At 68.4% G+C, this 15,697-nt stretch carries 14 protein-coding genes; 5 read left to right on the top strand and 9 right to left on the bottom strand.

Going from position 1 to position 15,697, the window contains the following annotated elements; translation table 11 throughout:
• Window positions 1–55: 55 nt before the first annotated feature.
• Both hisD and ACQY4K_RS10130 read left to right on the top strand, forming a co-directional pair.
• On the top strand, window positions 56–1,384 hold the full coding sequence (hisD, locus tag ACQY4K_RS10135; RefSeq protein ID WP_428395741.1) for a histidinol dehydrogenase: 1,329 nt from the start codon (window positions 56–58) through the stop codon (window positions 1,382–1,384).
• 10 nt (window positions 1,385–1,394) lie between these two features.
• Window positions 1,395–2,159, top strand: a complete 765-nt coding sequence (locus ACQY4K_RS10130; protein ID WP_428395739.1) for an SDR family NAD(P)-dependent oxidoreductase — start codon at window positions 1,395–1,397, stop codon at window positions 2,157–2,159.
• A gap of 12 nt (window positions 2,160–2,171) precedes the next feature.
• Here the strand turns inward: ACQY4K_RS10130 and ACQY4K_RS10125 are convergent, their stop codons facing one another.
• From ACQY4K_RS10125 to ACQY4K_RS10105, 5 genes are read right to left on the bottom strand one after another with little or no spacing between them, the layout of a single operon-like run.
• Window positions 2,172–2,765 (bottom strand): prepilin-type N-terminal cleavage/methylation domain-containing protein, encoded by a 594-nt coding sequence (locus ACQY4K_RS10125; protein WP_428395738.1) that lies wholly within the window; start codon window positions 2,763–2,765, stop codon window positions 2,172–2,174.
• On the bottom strand, window positions 2,762–3,193 hold the full coding sequence (locus tag ACQY4K_RS10120; protein ID WP_428395736.1) for a type IV pilus modification PilV family protein: 432 nt from the start codon (window positions 3,191–3,193) through the stop codon (window positions 2,762–2,764). Before ACQY4K_RS10120 ends, ACQY4K_RS10125 begins: the two co-directional genes overlap by 4 nt.
• Complete coding sequence (locus tag ACQY4K_RS10115; RefSeq protein ID WP_428395734.1) at window positions 3,183–3,629, bottom strand: GspH/FimT family pseudopilin; 447 nt, start codon at window positions 3,627–3,629, stop codon at window positions 3,183–3,185. Before ACQY4K_RS10115 ends, ACQY4K_RS10120 begins: the two co-directional genes overlap by 11 nt.
• 7 nt (window positions 3,630–3,636) lie before the next feature.
• Window positions 3,637–4,863, bottom strand: a complete 1,227-nt coding sequence (locus ACQY4K_RS10110; protein WP_428395732.1) for a type II secretion system F family protein — start codon at window positions 4,861–4,863, stop codon at window positions 3,637–3,639.
• Window positions 4,864–4,866: 3 nt separating this feature from the next.
• Window positions 4,867–6,579 (bottom strand): GspE/PulE family protein, encoded by a 1,713-nt coding sequence (locus ACQY4K_RS10105; protein ID WP_428395730.1) that lies wholly within the window; start codon window positions 6,577–6,579, stop codon window positions 4,867–4,869.
• Window positions 6,580–6,657: 78 nt separating this feature from the next.
• Here ACQY4K_RS10105 and ACQY4K_RS10100 point away from each other — a divergent pair, with 78 nt between their 5' ends.
• Window positions 6,658–7,404 carry a prepilin peptidase gene (locus ACQY4K_RS10100; protein ID WP_428395728.1) on the top strand — a complete coding sequence of 249 codons (747 nt, stop codon included), beginning with the start codon at window positions 6,658–6,660 and terminating at the stop codon, window positions 7,402–7,404.
• Here the strand turns inward: ACQY4K_RS10100 and gspG are convergent, their stop codons facing one another.
• Complete coding sequence (gene gspG, locus ACQY4K_RS10095) at window positions 7,405–7,833, bottom strand: type II secretion system major pseudopilin GspG (protein WP_428395727.1); 429 nt, start codon at window positions 7,831–7,833, stop codon at window positions 7,405–7,407.
• Between the two features lie 18 nt (window positions 7,834–7,851).
• Between gspG and ACQY4K_RS10090 the strand changes: the two genes are divergently transcribed.
• Together ACQY4K_RS10090 and ACQY4K_RS10085 are read left to right on the top strand one after the other, a co-directional pair.
• Window positions 7,852–8,289, top strand: coding sequence for a lytic transglycosylase domain-containing protein (locus ACQY4K_RS10090; protein WP_428395725.1), 438 nt, complete (start codon window positions 7,852–7,854; stop codon window positions 8,287–8,289).
• Window positions 8,286–9,443: a sensor histidine kinase gene (locus ACQY4K_RS10085; RefSeq protein WP_428395724.1), complete on the top strand. Its 1,158-nt coding sequence runs from the start codon at window positions 8,286–8,288 to the stop codon at window positions 9,441–9,443. The genes ACQY4K_RS10090 and ACQY4K_RS10085 overlap by 4 nt, the downstream gene beginning before the upstream one ends.
• Before the next feature lie 21 nt (window positions 9,444–9,464).
• On the opposite strand, the gene ACQY4K_RS10080 is transcribed toward ACQY4K_RS10085, so the two are convergent.
• From ACQY4K_RS10080 to ACQY4K_RS10070, 3 genes are all read right to left on the bottom strand, one after another.
• Window positions 9,465–10,394 carry a ferritin-like domain-containing protein gene (locus ACQY4K_RS10080; RefSeq protein WP_428395722.1) on the bottom strand — a complete coding sequence of 310 codons (930 nt, stop codon included), beginning with the start codon at window positions 10,392–10,394 and terminating at the stop codon, window positions 9,465–9,467.
• 93 nt (window positions 10,395–10,487) lie between these two features.
• Entirely contained in the window at window positions 10,488–11,372 is an 885-nt protein-coding gene (locus ACQY4K_RS10075) for a class I SAM-dependent methyltransferase (RefSeq protein ID WP_428395720.1), read from the bottom strand.
• A complete protein-coding gene (locus ACQY4K_RS10070) occupies window positions 11,369–15,655 on the bottom strand; it encodes a glycosyltransferase (protein WP_428396055.1) in 4,287 nt (1,428 codons plus the stop codon). Before ACQY4K_RS10070 ends, ACQY4K_RS10075 begins: the two co-directional genes overlap by 4 nt.
• Window positions 15,656–15,697: the final 42 nt, after the last annotated feature.

Raw genomic sequence — 15,697 nt, 5'->3', positions numbered from 1 at the left:
CTCAAGGAGAATCCAGATAGGATTATTGACTCATCCGTGCACGTAAGGAGATGGCATGGCCGACTATCTGAAGAGGGGTGCGACGGTCGAGGCGAGAGCTGATCGCGATCGGCAGGTGCGCGAGACCGTCGAGGGCATCCTTGCCGACATCGAAAGCCGCGGCGACGTTGCGGTGCGGGCGCTGTCGGTCCGCTTCGACACATGGGACCGCGACAGCTATCGCCTGACGCCGTCCGAGATCCAGGACTGTCTCGATCAGCTTTCGAGCCAGGATCTCAAGGACATCGAGTTCGCACAGACGCAGGTGCGCAACTTCGCGGCGGTCCAGCGGGACAGCATGAAGGATGTCGAGGTCGAGACGCTGCCGGGTGTCGTGCTCGGGCATAAACACATCCCCCTGAACGCCGCCGGCTGTTATGTGCCGGGCGGCAAATATCCGCTGCTGGCGTCCGCCCATATGAGCGTGATTACCGCCAAGGTCGCAGGGGTTCCGCGTGTGGTGACCTGCGCGCCGCCGTTCCACGGCAGGCCCGCTCCGGCCGTCGTGGCCGCACAGGCGATGGCCGGCGCCGACGAGATCTATTGCCTCGGTGGCATCCAGGCGGTCGCGGCGATGGGGATCGGCACCGGATCGATCGCACCCGTCGATCTCCTCGTCGGCCCGGGCAATGCCTTCGTCGCGGAGGCGAAGCGGCAATTGTTCGGGCGCGTCGGCATCGACCTGTTCGCCGGTCCGACAGAGACGCTGGTCATCGCCGACGAGGCGGGTTGCGATGCGGAACTCGCCGCCACCGATCTCATCGGGCAGGCCGAGCACGGCCCCGACAGTCCGGCGATCCTGCTGACGACATCGCGCAAGCTGGCGCAGGCGACGATGGCCGAAATCGAGCGCCTGCTGACGATGCTCCCGACCGCCGACATCGTGCGCAAGAGTTGGGGTGCGTTCGGCGAGGTCATCGTGGCCGAAAGCGACGAGGAGATGGTCAGCATCGCCGACGGGATTGCCTCAGAGCACGTCCAGGTGATGACGCATGATCCGGACTACTTCCTTCGGCACATGACCAATTACGGGGCCTTGTTCCTGGGGAACCGGACCAATGTCGCCTATGGCGACAAGGTGATCGGCACCAACCACACCCTGCCGACGCGGAAGGCCGCGCGCTATACCGGCGGTCTCTGGGTCGGCAAGTTCATCAAGACCTGCACCTACCAGCGTGTGCTGACCGACGAGGCGAGTGCCATGATCGGCGAATATTGTTCGCGCCTGTGCGCGCTGGAGGGCTTCGTAGGGCACGCGGAGCAGGCCAATGTCCGGGTCCGTCGCTATGGCCACCGCAACATCCCCTATGCGGGCAAGGCGGAGCCGCGCACCACCGCGGCGTAGCGATATGGCAATGGCACTCCCGCAAACGCCAAGCTTTCGCCTTGATGGCCGGCGCGCGCTGGTCACCGGAGCGGGGCGCGGCATCGGGCTGGCACTGGCCGCGGCGCTGGCGCAGGCAGGGGCGGCGGTCACCCTGGCGGCGCGGTCCGCGGGCGAAATCGAGGCGGGTGCCGCCGCTATCCGCGAGGCCGGCGGCTCGGCTGATGCGGCGGTTCTGGACGTGCTGGACCTTGCGGCCGTCCAGGCGTTCTTCGGCGGCCGTCCGGCCTTCCACGTGCTGGTCAACAACGCCGGGACGAACCGGCCGAAGCCGATGCAGGAGGTGGCCGAGGCCGACTACGACGCGGTGCTGAACCTGAATGCCAAGAGCGTCTTCTTTGTCACACAGGCGGCGGTGCGCCGGATGTTGAGCGAAAGCGTGACCGGAAGCCTGGTCCATGTCGGCTCGCAGATGGGTCATGTCGGTGGCGCCGCCCGCTCGCTCTATTGCGCGTCGAAATGGGCCCTGGAGGGGATGAGCAAGGCGATTGCGCTGGATTTGGCGCCCCACGGCATACGGTCGAACATCATCGCGCCGACCTTCATCGAGACCGCGATGACCAAGCCGTTCTTTGAAGACGCGGCGTTCAGGCAAAACGTGCTCGCCAAAATCAAGCTCGGCCGGATTGGCACGGTCGAGGACCTGATGGGCGCGGTGCTCTACCTCGCCTCCGACGCATCGGCACTCGTCACCGGCACCAGCCTCGTCGTCGATGGCGGGTGGACAGCGGAGTAGGGTGTCGGCCTGTCACCCCGTCGGTTGCTGGCGGATCGGGGCGGCGACGATGTCGGGCCAATGCCGCTTGTCGTGCGCCGGAAAGACGATGCGGATGCGGATCAGGTCCGGCACGCTGGTGTTGTCCCAGCTTGTCGACCAGGCCGCGGCGCTGTCCGACCAGTAGCCAAGATCGATCGTGTCGACGTGGCTGAGCAGCACCGAGACATGCGGCGGCGGTGCTGCCACCAGGCGTTGCGCATGCACATGCGGCAGCCAGGACAGGATCAGTTGGTGGTCGTGGTCAACCATCAGGCTGATATCGGCGGCCGCCATCGCCCCATCCGGTCCGATCGGCAGGGTGGAGGTCAACGCCATCGCATGTGGCTCTCCGATGAGCTTGCCGGCGTCGCGCTCGGTGCCCGGTTCGATCTGCTCGGCCAGCCGGCGCAAAGTGCGGTCGGTGGCCTGCAGCGACTCCGCGACCTGCACCGACTGGTTCTGCCGGCCCCAGGCGGCGAAGCCGAAATGCACGCCCTGCGACAGGGTCGCCAGCAACACACCAAGCACCACCAGGGCGACGATGATCTCCAGCAAGGTGAAGCCGGCGTCGCCACGGTACCTCACGAAACAGGTGCCGCAATGGCTGTGCTGCGGGTCCGCAGGGTGACGCCGCGGGTGCCGTGCGGGCCGGCCCAGGTTTCGCTGACCAGCACCTCGAACAGCGTCTCGCGCACCGGGTGCAGCGGATCGCCACCATTCTGGATGAGCGGCGCGGATTGCAGCGGTCGCAGCGACAGCGACCAGGAAAAGCCGTGTCCGTCCTCGCCGTGCTGGGTCTGCGTGCGCACGGCGATCCCGTGTCCGACGGCGGCAAGGTGGGATTGCGCAAGGCTCAGCGCCTCGGCCGAGCGGTCGGCCAGATGCACCGCCCCCAGCCCTTCGATTGCGCCCTCGAACAGCACCCCCATAGCCAGGGCGGCGATGACGAAGGCGACCAGCACCTCGAGCAGGGTGAAGCCCGCCCCCTCCTGCGCCGCCGACTCAGCTCGCATCGGGGTCACGTGCGATCGTGCCGCGGTCGATCCGGCCGGTCAGCCAGTCGATGGCTATGTCGATATGCTCGTGGCCCTCGACGAGCACGATGCGGGCGCCGTTGGCAGAGCCATCGGGATTGAAGCGCAGCACCCCGTCGCGGCGGGCAGCATCCGCCGGGCTATGCACCGACAGGCTGATCGGCCCGGCGCGGCGATCCACCAAGCGGGCGAGGGCCACGCGCATTTGTGCGGCGTCGAGACGCACCGGCCGGTCGGTGTCGATGGCTTGCGCGCGAGCGTGCCGGAGGTCGTCCGCGAGCGTGCGCGACGCGGCGGTGAGGTCGATCGTCGCTGACTTGGTTGGCCCGCGCGAGATCAGCACGCCGACCACGATCGCGAGGATGGTCACCACCACCAGTGTCTCGATCAGGGTGAAGCCCCGGCTACTGCGCAAGATCGTCCTACTGCGCAAGATCGTTCAGGCTCAGCATCGCCAGAAGCAGCGACGAGACGATGCCGGCGACGGCGGCGCCCATGACGATGGTGATCACCGGCACCAGCAACGCCACCAGCCGCTGCACCTTGATGCGCGTGCTCTCCTCGTGGATTTCGGCGGCGCGTAGGGCCATCGGGCCGAGTTGCGCGGTCTCCTCGCCGAGGCGCAGCAGATGGATCATGCGGGCTGGGAAAATCCCCGACACTCCCAGTGCGCGCGACAGCCCCGCACCACCCTTGGCGCTCTCGGTGGCGCCATCGATGGCGGCCATGCCGGCGCGGTTGCCGATCACGTTGCGCACGATTCCGAGGGCGGCGATCAGCGGCACGCCGTTGATCAGCAGCGTGCCCAGGGTGCGGGTGAAGCGCGACGCCAACACCTCGCTGAGCAGCGAGCCCAGGATCGGCAGGCGCAGCGCGAAGCGGTCCAGCCGTGCCCTTGGCCCCTCCTGGCGCAGCGCTTGGCGCGCGAGCAGGCCGAGTGCCGCCAGCGCCAGCAGCAGCCAGACTCCATCATGGCTGATCAGCGCCCCGGCATCGATCAGCAATTGCGTCGAGGTCGGCAGCTTGGCGCCGTTCTGTTCGAACAGCGGTGTGAATTGCGGCAGCACCTCGGTCAGCAACAGCACGATGGCGCCCACCGCCGCGAAGATCAGCATGGACGGGTAGATCATCGCGGATTGCAGCGTCGCGGTCAGCGCCCGCTCGCGTTCCATCAGGGTGGCGATCCGCTCCAGCGTGGCGGCCAGGTTGCCGCCGGCCTCGGCTGCCCGGACCAGGCCGACATGCAGGCGCGGAAAGCTGCCCGGATGCTTGGCCAGGGCCGCGTGCAACGTCGCGCCGTCGCGCACCTGGTCGCGCAGCGAGGCAATCACCGTACGCACCCGCGGGTTTGGCGCGGTCTCGTCGAGGAAGCGCAGCGCCCGGTCGAGGTCCTGGCCGGCGCCCAGCATCACCGCGAGTTCGCGGGTGAAGTGCGTCACCTCGCCGCGGCGCATGTTGCTGCGGGTGAAATCCAGCCCGCGCAGTGCGTCGAGCAGGCCGCCGCCACTGCCGCGCGCGGTCTCGGTGCGCATCGGGATATTGCCCTGACGGCGGATGAAGGCGACCGCCTCGGCCTCGTCGGCAGCCTCGGTGGTGCCGCGTACGAGGACGCCGGCAGGGGTAATCGCGGTGAAGCGGTAGCTGGCCACGGCTCAGTTCTCCGCGCGGATCGAGCGCGCGACCTCCTCGATCGTGGTGCTCCCCGACAGCGCCGCCTCGATGCCGGCGTCGAACAGGGTGACCATGCCGCCCTCGACCGCGGCGCGCTCGATCGCGCCATGGTCGGTGCGGGCGAAGATCAGTCGCTCGATCGCGGCATCCGGCACCAGGAACTCGGCGATCGCCTGGCGGCCACGATAGCCGGTGTTGCGGCACTGCGCGCAGCCGCGCGCATGGAACAGGGTGATCGGGCGGGTATTGGTGCGCCGCGCGAGATCGAACCGCTCGATCAGCGAGGCGGGTGCCTCGAACGGCTCGCGGCATTCCGCACACAGCCGGCGCACCAGCCGCTGCGCCAGCACCCCGCGCAGCACCGCGGTCAGCAGGTAGTCCTCGACCCCCATGTCGCGCAGCCGGGTGATCGCCGCGGCCGCCGAGTTGGTGTGCAGGGTGGAGAGCACGAGATGGCCGGTGAGGGCTGCCTGCACCGCGATCTGCGCGGTCTCCAGGTCGCGGATTTCGCCGACCATGATCACGTCCGGGTCCTGGCGCAGGATCGAACGCAGCAGCGAGGCGAAGTTCAGCCCGATCTGCGGCTTGGTCTGGATCTGGTTGATGCCGCGCAACTGGTATTCGATCGGGTCCTCGACGGTGACCACCTTGCGGGTCACCGCGTTCAGCCCGAGCAGGCCGGTATACAGCGTGGTGGTCTTGCCCGAGCCGGTGGGGCCGGTGACCAGGACGATGCCGTTGGGCAGCTCCAGCCGCTCGGTCAGCTTACCCACTACGGCCGGCGCCAGGCCCAGTTTGGCATAGTCGAAGGTGACGGCGGAGCGGTCGAGCACGCGCAGCACCACCGTCTCGCCATGCAGCGAGGGGATGGTGGAGACGCGGAAATCGATCTCCTGGCCGCGCACCGCGAGCTTGATGCGGCCGTCCTGTGGCAGCCTGCGCTCGGCGATATCGAGCCGAGCCATGATCTTCACGCGCGAGATGATCGCCGGGATCAGCCGTGCCGGCGGGCTCTCCATCTCTGCCAGCACGCCGTCATGGCGATAGCGCACCCGCAGCCGGTCCTCGAACGGCTCGATATGGATGTCCGACGCCTGGGTCTCGACGGCGCGCGAGATGATCTGGTTGACCAGCCGGATCACCGGCGCCTCGCTGGCCAGATCCTTCAGCCGTTCGGCATCCTCCTCGAGCGGGGCGGTGTCGTCATCGCCGCTTGTGTCCTGGCCGGTATCAGGCGGGTAGAGCCGGTCGAACGCCGCCTCCAGTTCGATCGGCACCGCGACCTCGCGACGGACGGGATAGCCGGTCGCCGCCGCGATCGCAGTGGGGACGAAATTATCCAGCGGGTCGGCGGTGGCGACCACCAGGGTGCCAGCCTCGATCGCGACCGGCAGCGCCCGCACCTCGCGCAGGAAGCGCGGCGTGAGCCGCTCGCCCAGCAACGGCTCGGCCGGATAGCGCTCAGGGGTTGCGAGTGCGATGCCGAGCAGCGCGCAATAGGCGTCGGCGAGCCCGCGTTCGGACACCAGCCCGAGCTGCAGCAACACGATGTCGAGACGGCTGCCGCTCTCCTCGGCCACTCGTCGGCCGCGTTCGATGGTGCGCTGGTCGCACTGGCCGGACTCCAGCAGCAGGCCAGCGAGGCGGTCCACCGGTGCAAGGTTGGCCGTATCGAGGCTGGTTGGCGCATCCATGATTTCGCTCATCGGTGGACGATTGCCGCCGGGTGGGGGCAAGTGCAAGCGTCAGTTAAGGAATTCGTGGGGTGGCGTGTGGATGCAGCCGGAGTGCTGGCGCTGGTGGCCTCGCCGTTTGCCGGCAGCTTCCTGGGCGTGGTCGTGCGCAGGCTGCCGCAGGGGCGGGACTGGGCCTGGTCGCGCTCGGCCTGCGAGACGTGCGGACGGACGCTGCGGCCGGCGGAGCTGGTGCCGCTGCTCAGCTTCGCGCTTCTGCGCGGCCGCTGCGCCGGCTGCGGTGGTGCGATCGGCTGGTTCCATCCGGCGATCGAGCTGGCGGCAGTCGCGGTCACCGTGCTGGTGATCGTCGCGGTGGGCACCCAGCCTGCCGTCCTGCTCGCCGGCTGCGTGCTCGGCTGGGTGTGTCTGGCGCTGGCCCTGATCGACTGGCGCCACCAGCGCCTGCCGGACGCGCTCACCTTGCCGTTGCTGCTGCTCGGCCTGCTGGTCACGGCTTGGCTGCAATCGCGGCATCTGTTTGATCACGCGCTGGCCTGCGTGCTCGGGTGGTTGGCGTTTCGCGCCATCGCGCTGCTATATCGGCGCCTGCGCGGCATCGAGGGGCTCGGCGCCGGCGACGCCAAGCTGCTGGCCGCGGCCGGGGCCTGGCTGGGAGTCGCGGCACTGCCGAGGGTCGTCGAATTGGCAGCGGGCCTGACCCTGCTCGGCGTGCTGGGGTCAGCACTTTGGACCTGGCGTTGGCTTGCACCCAGCCGTCGGGTGGCGTTCGGGCCGGGACTGGCCGCCTCACTGTTCGCCTGCTGGCTCACCCAAGGCTTCTGACTACTTGTTGCAGATCTGGCTTTGCGGGTCCGGCGTGCTGCCAGGACCCTGCGAGCAGAGATCGAAATCATGGCCGGGCCGCGAGGACGGGTCGTGGTAGGTATAGGGATGGTTCCAGGGGTCGCGCAGCGCGCTCTCGTTCTTCACGTAGGGGCCGTTCCAGTTGTCCGCGTCGCTGGGCTTGTCGATCAGGGCCTGCAAGCCGTCCTCGGTGCTGGGATAGTTGCCGACATCGAGCTTGTACATATCAAGGATTGATTCCAGCCGGGCGATCGAATCACGCGCGATCGATATTTTGGCGCCGCCCAGCACGTGCAAAACCCGAGGGGCGACGAGCGAGACCAGCAACCCGAGAATGGCGATCACCACGAGCAGCTCGATCAGGGTGAAACCCTGGTCCCGGCCAGACTCGACGTGTTGCGTTTTCATGCTAGGACGAAGAGCTTTGTGGAGGGTGCGCACCTGGTTCCCTATCTTGCCTGCATGAGTCTGGTCGCCTCGTTGTATCATCTACCGCCGCGCGTGTTGCCCGCGATCCAGCGGGTCGAGGGCGGCCGCCCGGGTCTGGTGCACCGCAATGCGGACGGGACCCTAGATCTCGGGGTCATGCAGATCAATACGCTCTGGTTGCAGCCGCTGGCGCGTTACACTCGCACCAATGGGGCCATGGTATTCGCGCGGCTGCGTGACCTACCATGTTACAATATTGCCGCCGCCGGCGCGATCATGCGAGCCGATCTCGACGCCGCGCACGGCGACCTGTTGCGTGCCGTCGGCGACTACCACTCCCATACGCATGACCTCAACCTCGACTATCGCGGGCGCGTGCTGCGCGCGGCCCGCGCGCTGTTCACCCGCGCCGCATCCGCCAGGCGCACCCGGTGAGCGGCGAGGCGGCACAGGCCGAACTGTTGCATAGGCTGGCCCAGCAGGAGCTGGTGGCATCGTTCGCGGGCTTCGTGCTTCGGGTGGAGAGTCTGGACGATATCCTCGAAGAGGCGCCACGGGTCGCGGCTGCCGGCATGCGCTGCGAACGGGCCAAGGTGCTGCGCCACATGCCGGAGCTGCATCGCTTTCTGGTCTGCGCCGGCGTCGGCTGGGAGGTGGGCGTGGTCGGGCATGCGACGCTGGGCGAAGATCTGGAGAGCCCGGCCGGCTTTGCCTTCGTGACCGGCGAGCCGGTGATCTGCAACGACCTGTCCGAGGAGACACGCTTCCGTACTCCGGAGTTGCTGGCGCGGCATGGCGTGCGCCGCGCTTTGAACGTGCTGGTAGCGGGTCCGGAGCCCACCGATCGTTTCGGCGTACTCGAAGTTGACGCATCCGATCGCGGCGCGTTCGGTGAAGCCGACACGGCGTTCCTGCGCACGCTGGCCGGGCTGCTGTCGAGCACGATTGCACGCCATGATCGCGCACAAGCGGCGGCGGCGGCGAAGGATCTGCTGATGCTGGAGATCCATCACCGTATCAAAAACAGCCTGCAGCTCGTCCAGAACCTGCTGAGCCTGCAGGCGCGCGCCAGCGACGACGAGCAAGCCGCGCGTGACCTGCAACAAAGCGCTGCCCGGGTGCACACCATCGCCGCCATCCATGACCGCCTCTACCAGACCGGAGCGGCACTGACCGTCGAGGTCGGCGCCTATCTTAAGGATCTGGCGGAGGAACTGGCAGCGGCAATGGCGTCCACGCTGGCCGGCCGCACGATCACCGTCGTGGCCGATGAGGCAATCTGGCCCGCCGCCGATGTCACGACCCTGGGGCTGGTGCTGAACGAACTGGTCACCAACGCGCTGAAATATGGGGTGGGCGAGGTGCGCATCGCGTTCTCGCAGCCGTTGGGAAGCAACGGCGTGCTGACTGTCTGCGATCAGGGAGAGAGCTTGCCGGTGGACTTCGTCCCCGAGCACGCCGCAGGCATGGGCATGCGTCTGATCAAGGGTCTGCTCAAGGGAGACGGCGCCGGACTGCGGATCGAGCGCCGGGCAGGCGCCACGTGTTTCGTGGCATCCCTACCCAGGCGACGATCCGCGCCCGGTTGAGCGCGCCTTATTTGCCAGGCTTTACTTAATGGTGCCGTTCATCCCGGCCGGGAAGAACAGGCCACCACCGGCAGTGCCGCCATAGACGATGTTCAGCACCTGGCTGGTGGACCGACGGTAGGTCAGGCCGTTGGTGTCGTTGACCACGAAGTTGTAGGCATTGGTGTAGCCGGGTGCCTGCAACAGGGTGCCCTGGTCATCCGCGGCACCCGCAAGCTTGGCGCGTAGCGCGGAGATCGCATTGGTTGCCTGTCCGGCCCCGAGATCGGAGAGGATGGTACGGATGGCGCCCGAGTGATAGGCTTCGGTCGCCAGGATTCCGGCTGCAGCGGTCAAATAGGTCTTGTTGCTGATCAGCGCCGCCGCCCCGCCATAGGCGGTCACGCCGACATCCTCAAAGATATAGGCGCCGACCAGGAAACTGATCTCGTCGGCGAACGGGTTGAAGGTCTGACCGGCGCTGATCAAGCCGGCGGCCATCGCCAGGGTGGTAAAGCTGGTCTGCAGGTTGATCGCTGGCTGGGCGACGGCGGCGCTGCCGAGCACGGTGCGGATGAAGGTGACATGCGCGAGTTCGTCGACGGCGATACGCTGAGCGTAGGCGAGGAAGGCATCGCTCTTGAACGGCACCATGCTGCCGCCGGTGACGACACCCGGGGTCCCGACGCTGCCGGTGGTCAGGTTAGCCGGCAGTCCGGTTCCGGTGGCGCCGATAAGGTAATACTGGCTTTCGAGATATTCGAGGTTGAGGGCGAAATTGAAGATGTCGGCGTCGGTGACCGCGGTCGCGGCATCGGCGTTTTGGCTTGATCCCAGCAACGCGCCACCCGAGAGGGCGCTGACCGCCGCGGCGCCCGCGAGGCCGGCGCCGGCGTGCTTGAACAGCGAGCGGCGTTCCAGGCCGGACCCGGGACGTTCCGCGATGCTGTCGGGCTGGGCTATATCGTTCAACGGCATGGTTGTTCCTCCGAGTGACTACAAAGCCACTACGTCTGCCGCACCGTTATGGATGAGGAAGCTGGAATAAAACTCCGTGACATACGGTCACCTGCGCGTGAGTGCCGCGACCCGGCGCAGTGGCGCGGTCAGCCGCCATGAGGCGCTGGCCCGCAGGCGCTCGGCCTCCGACTGCGCCGAGGCAAGTTGCCGGTGCAAATCCTCGATCTGCAGGCGCAGCCCGGCGCTGCTCTCGCGGCTGTAATAGGGATGCTCCCAGTAGCTGTCGACGCGGCCGCCGAGGAACTCGAGGTTGCGTTTGGATGCGGCGAGCGGAAAGCCGTGCAGCATCGCCGCACGCCCCCGCTCGGCCACCGCCGTGTCCGTCGACAGCAGCAGCTTGTTCGGCACCAGCGCGAACGGAACCAGCGTGCCGCCTCCGGCAAGGTATGACACGAGTCCGCTCAGCACTCCGGTCCAGTCATAGCTGAGGATGTCGTCGAGGGCGGCGATGCCGCCGGCCAGCAGGGTGCGCTCGGCGAGACGCAGGTCATTGGCCACCACCGCCTCGGTATGGCCGCCATCGATCGAGATCAGGCGAAAGCGCCGGTCGAGAAAGCCGCTCTTCGCCAGCTCAAGACTCGAACGCTGGATGATCTCGACCTCGGCGCCGGGTGCATAAGCGGCGAGGTGCGCCTCGAAGATGCCGCGGTCGCCGGCGCCGGAGCAGTCGAGGTTCTTGTCATGATCGCCGAACACGTCGATGGCGACAGCACGCTCTTCGGGCAGGGTGGCACAGGCCAGGACCAGGAACAGCTTGCCGTGATGCACGCCGATCTCACAGACATCGCCGCGCAGGCCATGCAGGCTCTGGCCGACCAGCAGATGCGCGATCATCGACGCGGTGACCGGGGACAGCCAGCCTTCGACTTTGCTTATCCCCTGTTCAAGGTAGCCGGCGAGGCCGGCGAACAGGCCGACCGGGTCGCTCACCCGATATCCTGTCCAAGCCTTGAGTGTGACAGCCCAGTCAGCATGCCGATCAGCCGGCTGGCGAGCGAGGGCCAGCCGCGTTCGCGGGTCCAGGCCAGGGCGCTCGCCTGCAGCCGCTGCCGCAGCGCCAGGTCGCGCAGCGCGCGGTCGATCTCGGCCGCGAGACGCGCAGGATCCGAAGCGTCGATGCGCCAGACCGCGTCGTCGGCCTCGTCGAACAGGCGGATGTCATTGACCAGGGTCGGCACCGAGGCGGTCAGCGCGGTGCACAGCGCGCCGCTGAAGGCCTCCTTGGAGTGTTGGTGCGGCAGCACGATGATATCGCAGCTGGCCAGCAAGGCCTGCGACTGGTCCTGCGGCAGGAAGCCGGTGTGGAAGTGCGCCGCCTGTCCGAGCGGGGCTGCGATCTCGCGGGTGCGCGCGATCTCGTCGTCGGACTCGGCACCGCCATAGGCGGCGTTGACCAGCCGCAACTGCATCCCCGGCCAGGTCTCGCGCAGCAGCACGCTGGCCGCGGCCAGCACGTCGATCCCCTTGCCGGGCAGGAAGAAGCCGTAGCAGCCGATCACCACATCGTCCGTCTCGGTCAGCGGCCGCGGCGGGCTTGGCGCGCGCGGCGTGCGCACGCAGTGCGCGAACAAGGCAATGTCGCTCAGGCCGAGCCCGGCGAGCCGGTCGAGGTCGGCGCGCGTATGGACGATCACCCGGTCCGCCGCGGCCAGGCCGTCCAGCACCGCCGCGCGCTCGGCCTCCACCAGGTCGAGCAAAGTGCGGGTGTTATGCAGGGTGACGCTGACCACACGATTTTGCCCGGCGATCTCGCGCACCGTTTCGGCCAGACGCCCCCAACCCATCAGGCCGGGTTGATGTTGCAGCACCACCGCATCCGCATCGAGGCGGGCAATGGCGCTCAGCAGGTCCGGGCCGGCCGCGTCGCCCGTCCGCCAACAGGGAATATGCGCCAAGCTGCCCGGCACCGGATCGTAGGCCGGGGTGCGCTCGTCGCACAGCACGGTCATCTCCAGGCCAGGCTGCGGCTCCAGCGCGCCGAGCAGAAGACGCGAATACTCGGCGATGCCGCATCTCTGACCCCAGCTCGATACCCAGGCGACGCGCAGCCCGCCAGCGGACGGCCGCAGCAGCAGATCGAGCCCGAAGCCGGTGAATTCCTCCGCCACGGTGTCGGGGCCGCCCCCGGATGCGACCTCAGGGTCAGCCATCACGGGAGCATGTCCACGCGCGCACGCCTCGCGCAGCGCGCAGGCGAGGTCTGCCTCGTCGGGCTCAAGCCAGAGCGACTGCGGCGTCGCCAGATGGCTGCCGGACAAGGCATGGCGGTAGGCCAGCAGGCGGATACGCGGATCGTCCCGGGTGCAGAAATCCATATGACCGCCGGCACCGGTGACGATCAGGCGCAGTCCGGCGGCGAGCGCTTCCGCGGCGGGCAGGTTGTAGCCTTCGCCGCGTGTGGGCAGCACCATCACGTCCGCCTGCGCATACAAGGCGGCCATGGCCGCCTCGTCGAGATCCTGCTCGATCAGGGTGATCGGCGCCAGATCGGGGTTCGCCTCGCGCAGGGCAGTGATGTCGGCTTCCATCGTGTTGTGCGGATTGGCAAAGCTCTTGATCAGCAGGCGAACGGGAGAGGCCGCGGAAAAGCTCGCCGCCCATGCGCGCAACAGGATGTCGGCACCTTTGCGCGGGAAGCACGATGAGACGTGCAGAAAGGTCAGCGGCGCGTCCGTAGGGCGGGGGACCGGCGGCCGCGCGCGAAATGCCGCCAGCGAGGCCGGCGGCGGGATCACCCGGACCGGCAGCCTCAGGCTGGACTCCTGCAGCGCGCGCGCCACGAAGCGGCTCGGCGCCACGACCCCGTCGAAGCCCTCCTGCAAGGTGGCGATGGTCTCCGCCGGCAGCCGCGACTCCTCCCAGAACACCATGGCGAGGCGGATCTGGCCGGCAGCCCGCGGCGGCACATGCACCGGGAAGTGCTGGCTGATGATCAGCTCTGGCGCGGTGAGCGGGGCGGCGCGCGCCGCCAGCGCCGCGATCGGGGCCGCGTCCGCCGCCGGCGACGCCGACAGTTCGGTGGTGAACACCCCCTCGACCGGGATCAGGCGTACCCGCCCGGGGCAGGCCGCCTCCAGGCTCAAAGCCAGGTTGCGGTTGATCGCGGCCAGGCTGTAGCTGGTGTTGACGTGGCCGGTGACGGCAAAGCGCAGGTTGGCGGCGAGGGCCGCCCGGGTGCGCGGGTCTGACGGCAGCGCCGCTCCCGCGCGCAACAACGCCCCTGCCAGGATCGCGGTCTGCGGCGGCAGCGCGAAGCGCGCGAGCGAGGCATGCTGCGTCGCCGCCCGTGCCGCGCGACGCTGCGGCGCGCGCGCGAGGTCAGCCAGCCGTGCGCCGATCTCCGGAGCGCCGGCATCCTCCGCCAAATACGCCTCGTCATCGGCCAGCGTATAGGGGATCGCACCGCTCGCCCGCGCCAGCACCGGCACCCCGTGCGCCATCGCCTCGACCAGCGGCACCCCGAAGCCTTCATGCCGCGACAGCGACACATAGAGGTCGGAACTGGCATACCAGGTGTTGCGCGTGTCGTCGTCGATGAGCCCGGTGAGGATGATCTCGTCCGGTTGCGCGCTACAGGCGATTGCGCGGCGAACGGCGTCGGCATAGGCATCGCGGTCGTCACGGCCGACCAGAACCAGCCGCGCCGGCGCGTGGTGGCGCGTGCGAAAGGCGTTATAGGCGCCGATCAGTTCGAGCTGCGCCTTGGACTGACAGATCCGGCCCACGAACAGGATGGTGAAGACCGCGCTGCCCCGCTGGGCCGGCACGGACGCGGCGCGGCTCAGCATGACGTCGATGTCGAACAACAGGGTGCAGGCACGGACCGGCTCGAAACCGAGCTGGCGCAGCTCGATCGCGTTGTATTCGCTGTCGGCGAGGGCGGCGTGCACCTGCCCCCGCAGGGCTGCGAGCTGGCGCCGGCCAAGAGCGGCGTAGGCAGCCAGCATCGGGTGCCGGTTCAGCAGGTCGGGCGGGGTAATGTTGTGGTAGATCAGGATCTTCGGCGCCGGCAACGCGAGGATCTGGTCGAAGCTGTCATGGCCCATCGAGTGCCGTACGATCAGCACGTACTCGTCATGCGGCGGCAACTCGTCGAGCAGGCGCAGCTCGGAAGCCAGCTCCGGCGCACGGTGGGCGACGAAGATCTCGCTCGCGTAGCCAAGCCCGCGCAGCAGCGTGCGGGTGAGCAGCATGGCGTTGGTGATCGCATCAGCCACCCCGGAGCCGGAATGGAACTGATGCACCTGCGCGCGGCTCCGCCCCGGCGGCGGCGGCGATGCCGGCGGCAGCGTTACGATATCGAAGAACCCCTCCGGCAGAGCGGGCGTCGGCGCGGGCGCGGGCGCGGGTGCTGCGGCCGGCGGTGGTGCGGGCGTGGGCGCCAGGCTCCTGGTCTTGCGCGGCAACGGCGCCGGCGGTTCGGAGGGGATTGTTGGGCCGGGACGGGGGCGGCCGCCCTTGAGCGTTCGCAGAGCCACCCTGACCGGGCCGGTGAGCCGCCATGTTGTGCTGTGTCCGATCGCGGCCAGCCAGGCCTGCGCCTCGTTCATGGCCAGGGTCGTGTGGTGCAGTTGGTGGTGCGCCTGGGCCAAAGTGTGCGTCGTCTCGTCGAGGCTGTCCTGGATCTGCTCGATCGCCTGCGCCCGTTCGTCGCAGGTCCGCAACGCTGCCTGCAGCCGCAGATGCGCCTGTTGAAGGTCGTGCCGGCTCTGGTGCAGATCGGCATCCAGCGCCGCCGCGCGCGCATGGCTCTCCTGGCGCAGAACCGTGAGGTCCTGTTGCAGACGGTCGACCGCGTGAATGGCGGCGTCGGCCCGCGACTGAGCGGCCACCGCGGCGCGGCTGGCCTGCGGCAGTTCGGTGGCAAGGCTGCGTTCGGCGATGTCGGCGCGGGTCTCCGCCGCACTGATCCGTTCGGCCCACACGGTGTCGTTGGCGCGGATGAAATTGTCGAACACGTTCGGCGGAGTGCGAAAATGCCGCGACAGCATCCCCGCGCGCTCGTTTGCGACATAGAACCGGTTGAGACCGTCAAACCAGACGAAGCGATAGCCCTGTTCGACCAGGTCCGGCTCCCAGGCCGCATGAGTGGGCTCGGTGGAGAGCGGCGCGGTCGCCTCGACCAGGACGATCCAGGGGCGCCAGGTGCGCAGGTCGGCGCCGGCCAGCACGTCCGCTTCGGTGCCCTCGACGTCGATCTTGAGAAAATGAATCTCGCCGCGGACATGCGCCTGAACAGGCTCGCCAAGGTGCGC

The organism is Lichenicoccus sp. (genome assembly GCF_965276875.1).
Taxonomy (GTDB): Bacteria; Pseudomonadota; Alphaproteobacteria; order Acetobacterales; family Acetobacteraceae; genus Lichenicoccus.
This window is presented reverse-complemented; position numbering and strand designations above follow the sequence as displayed.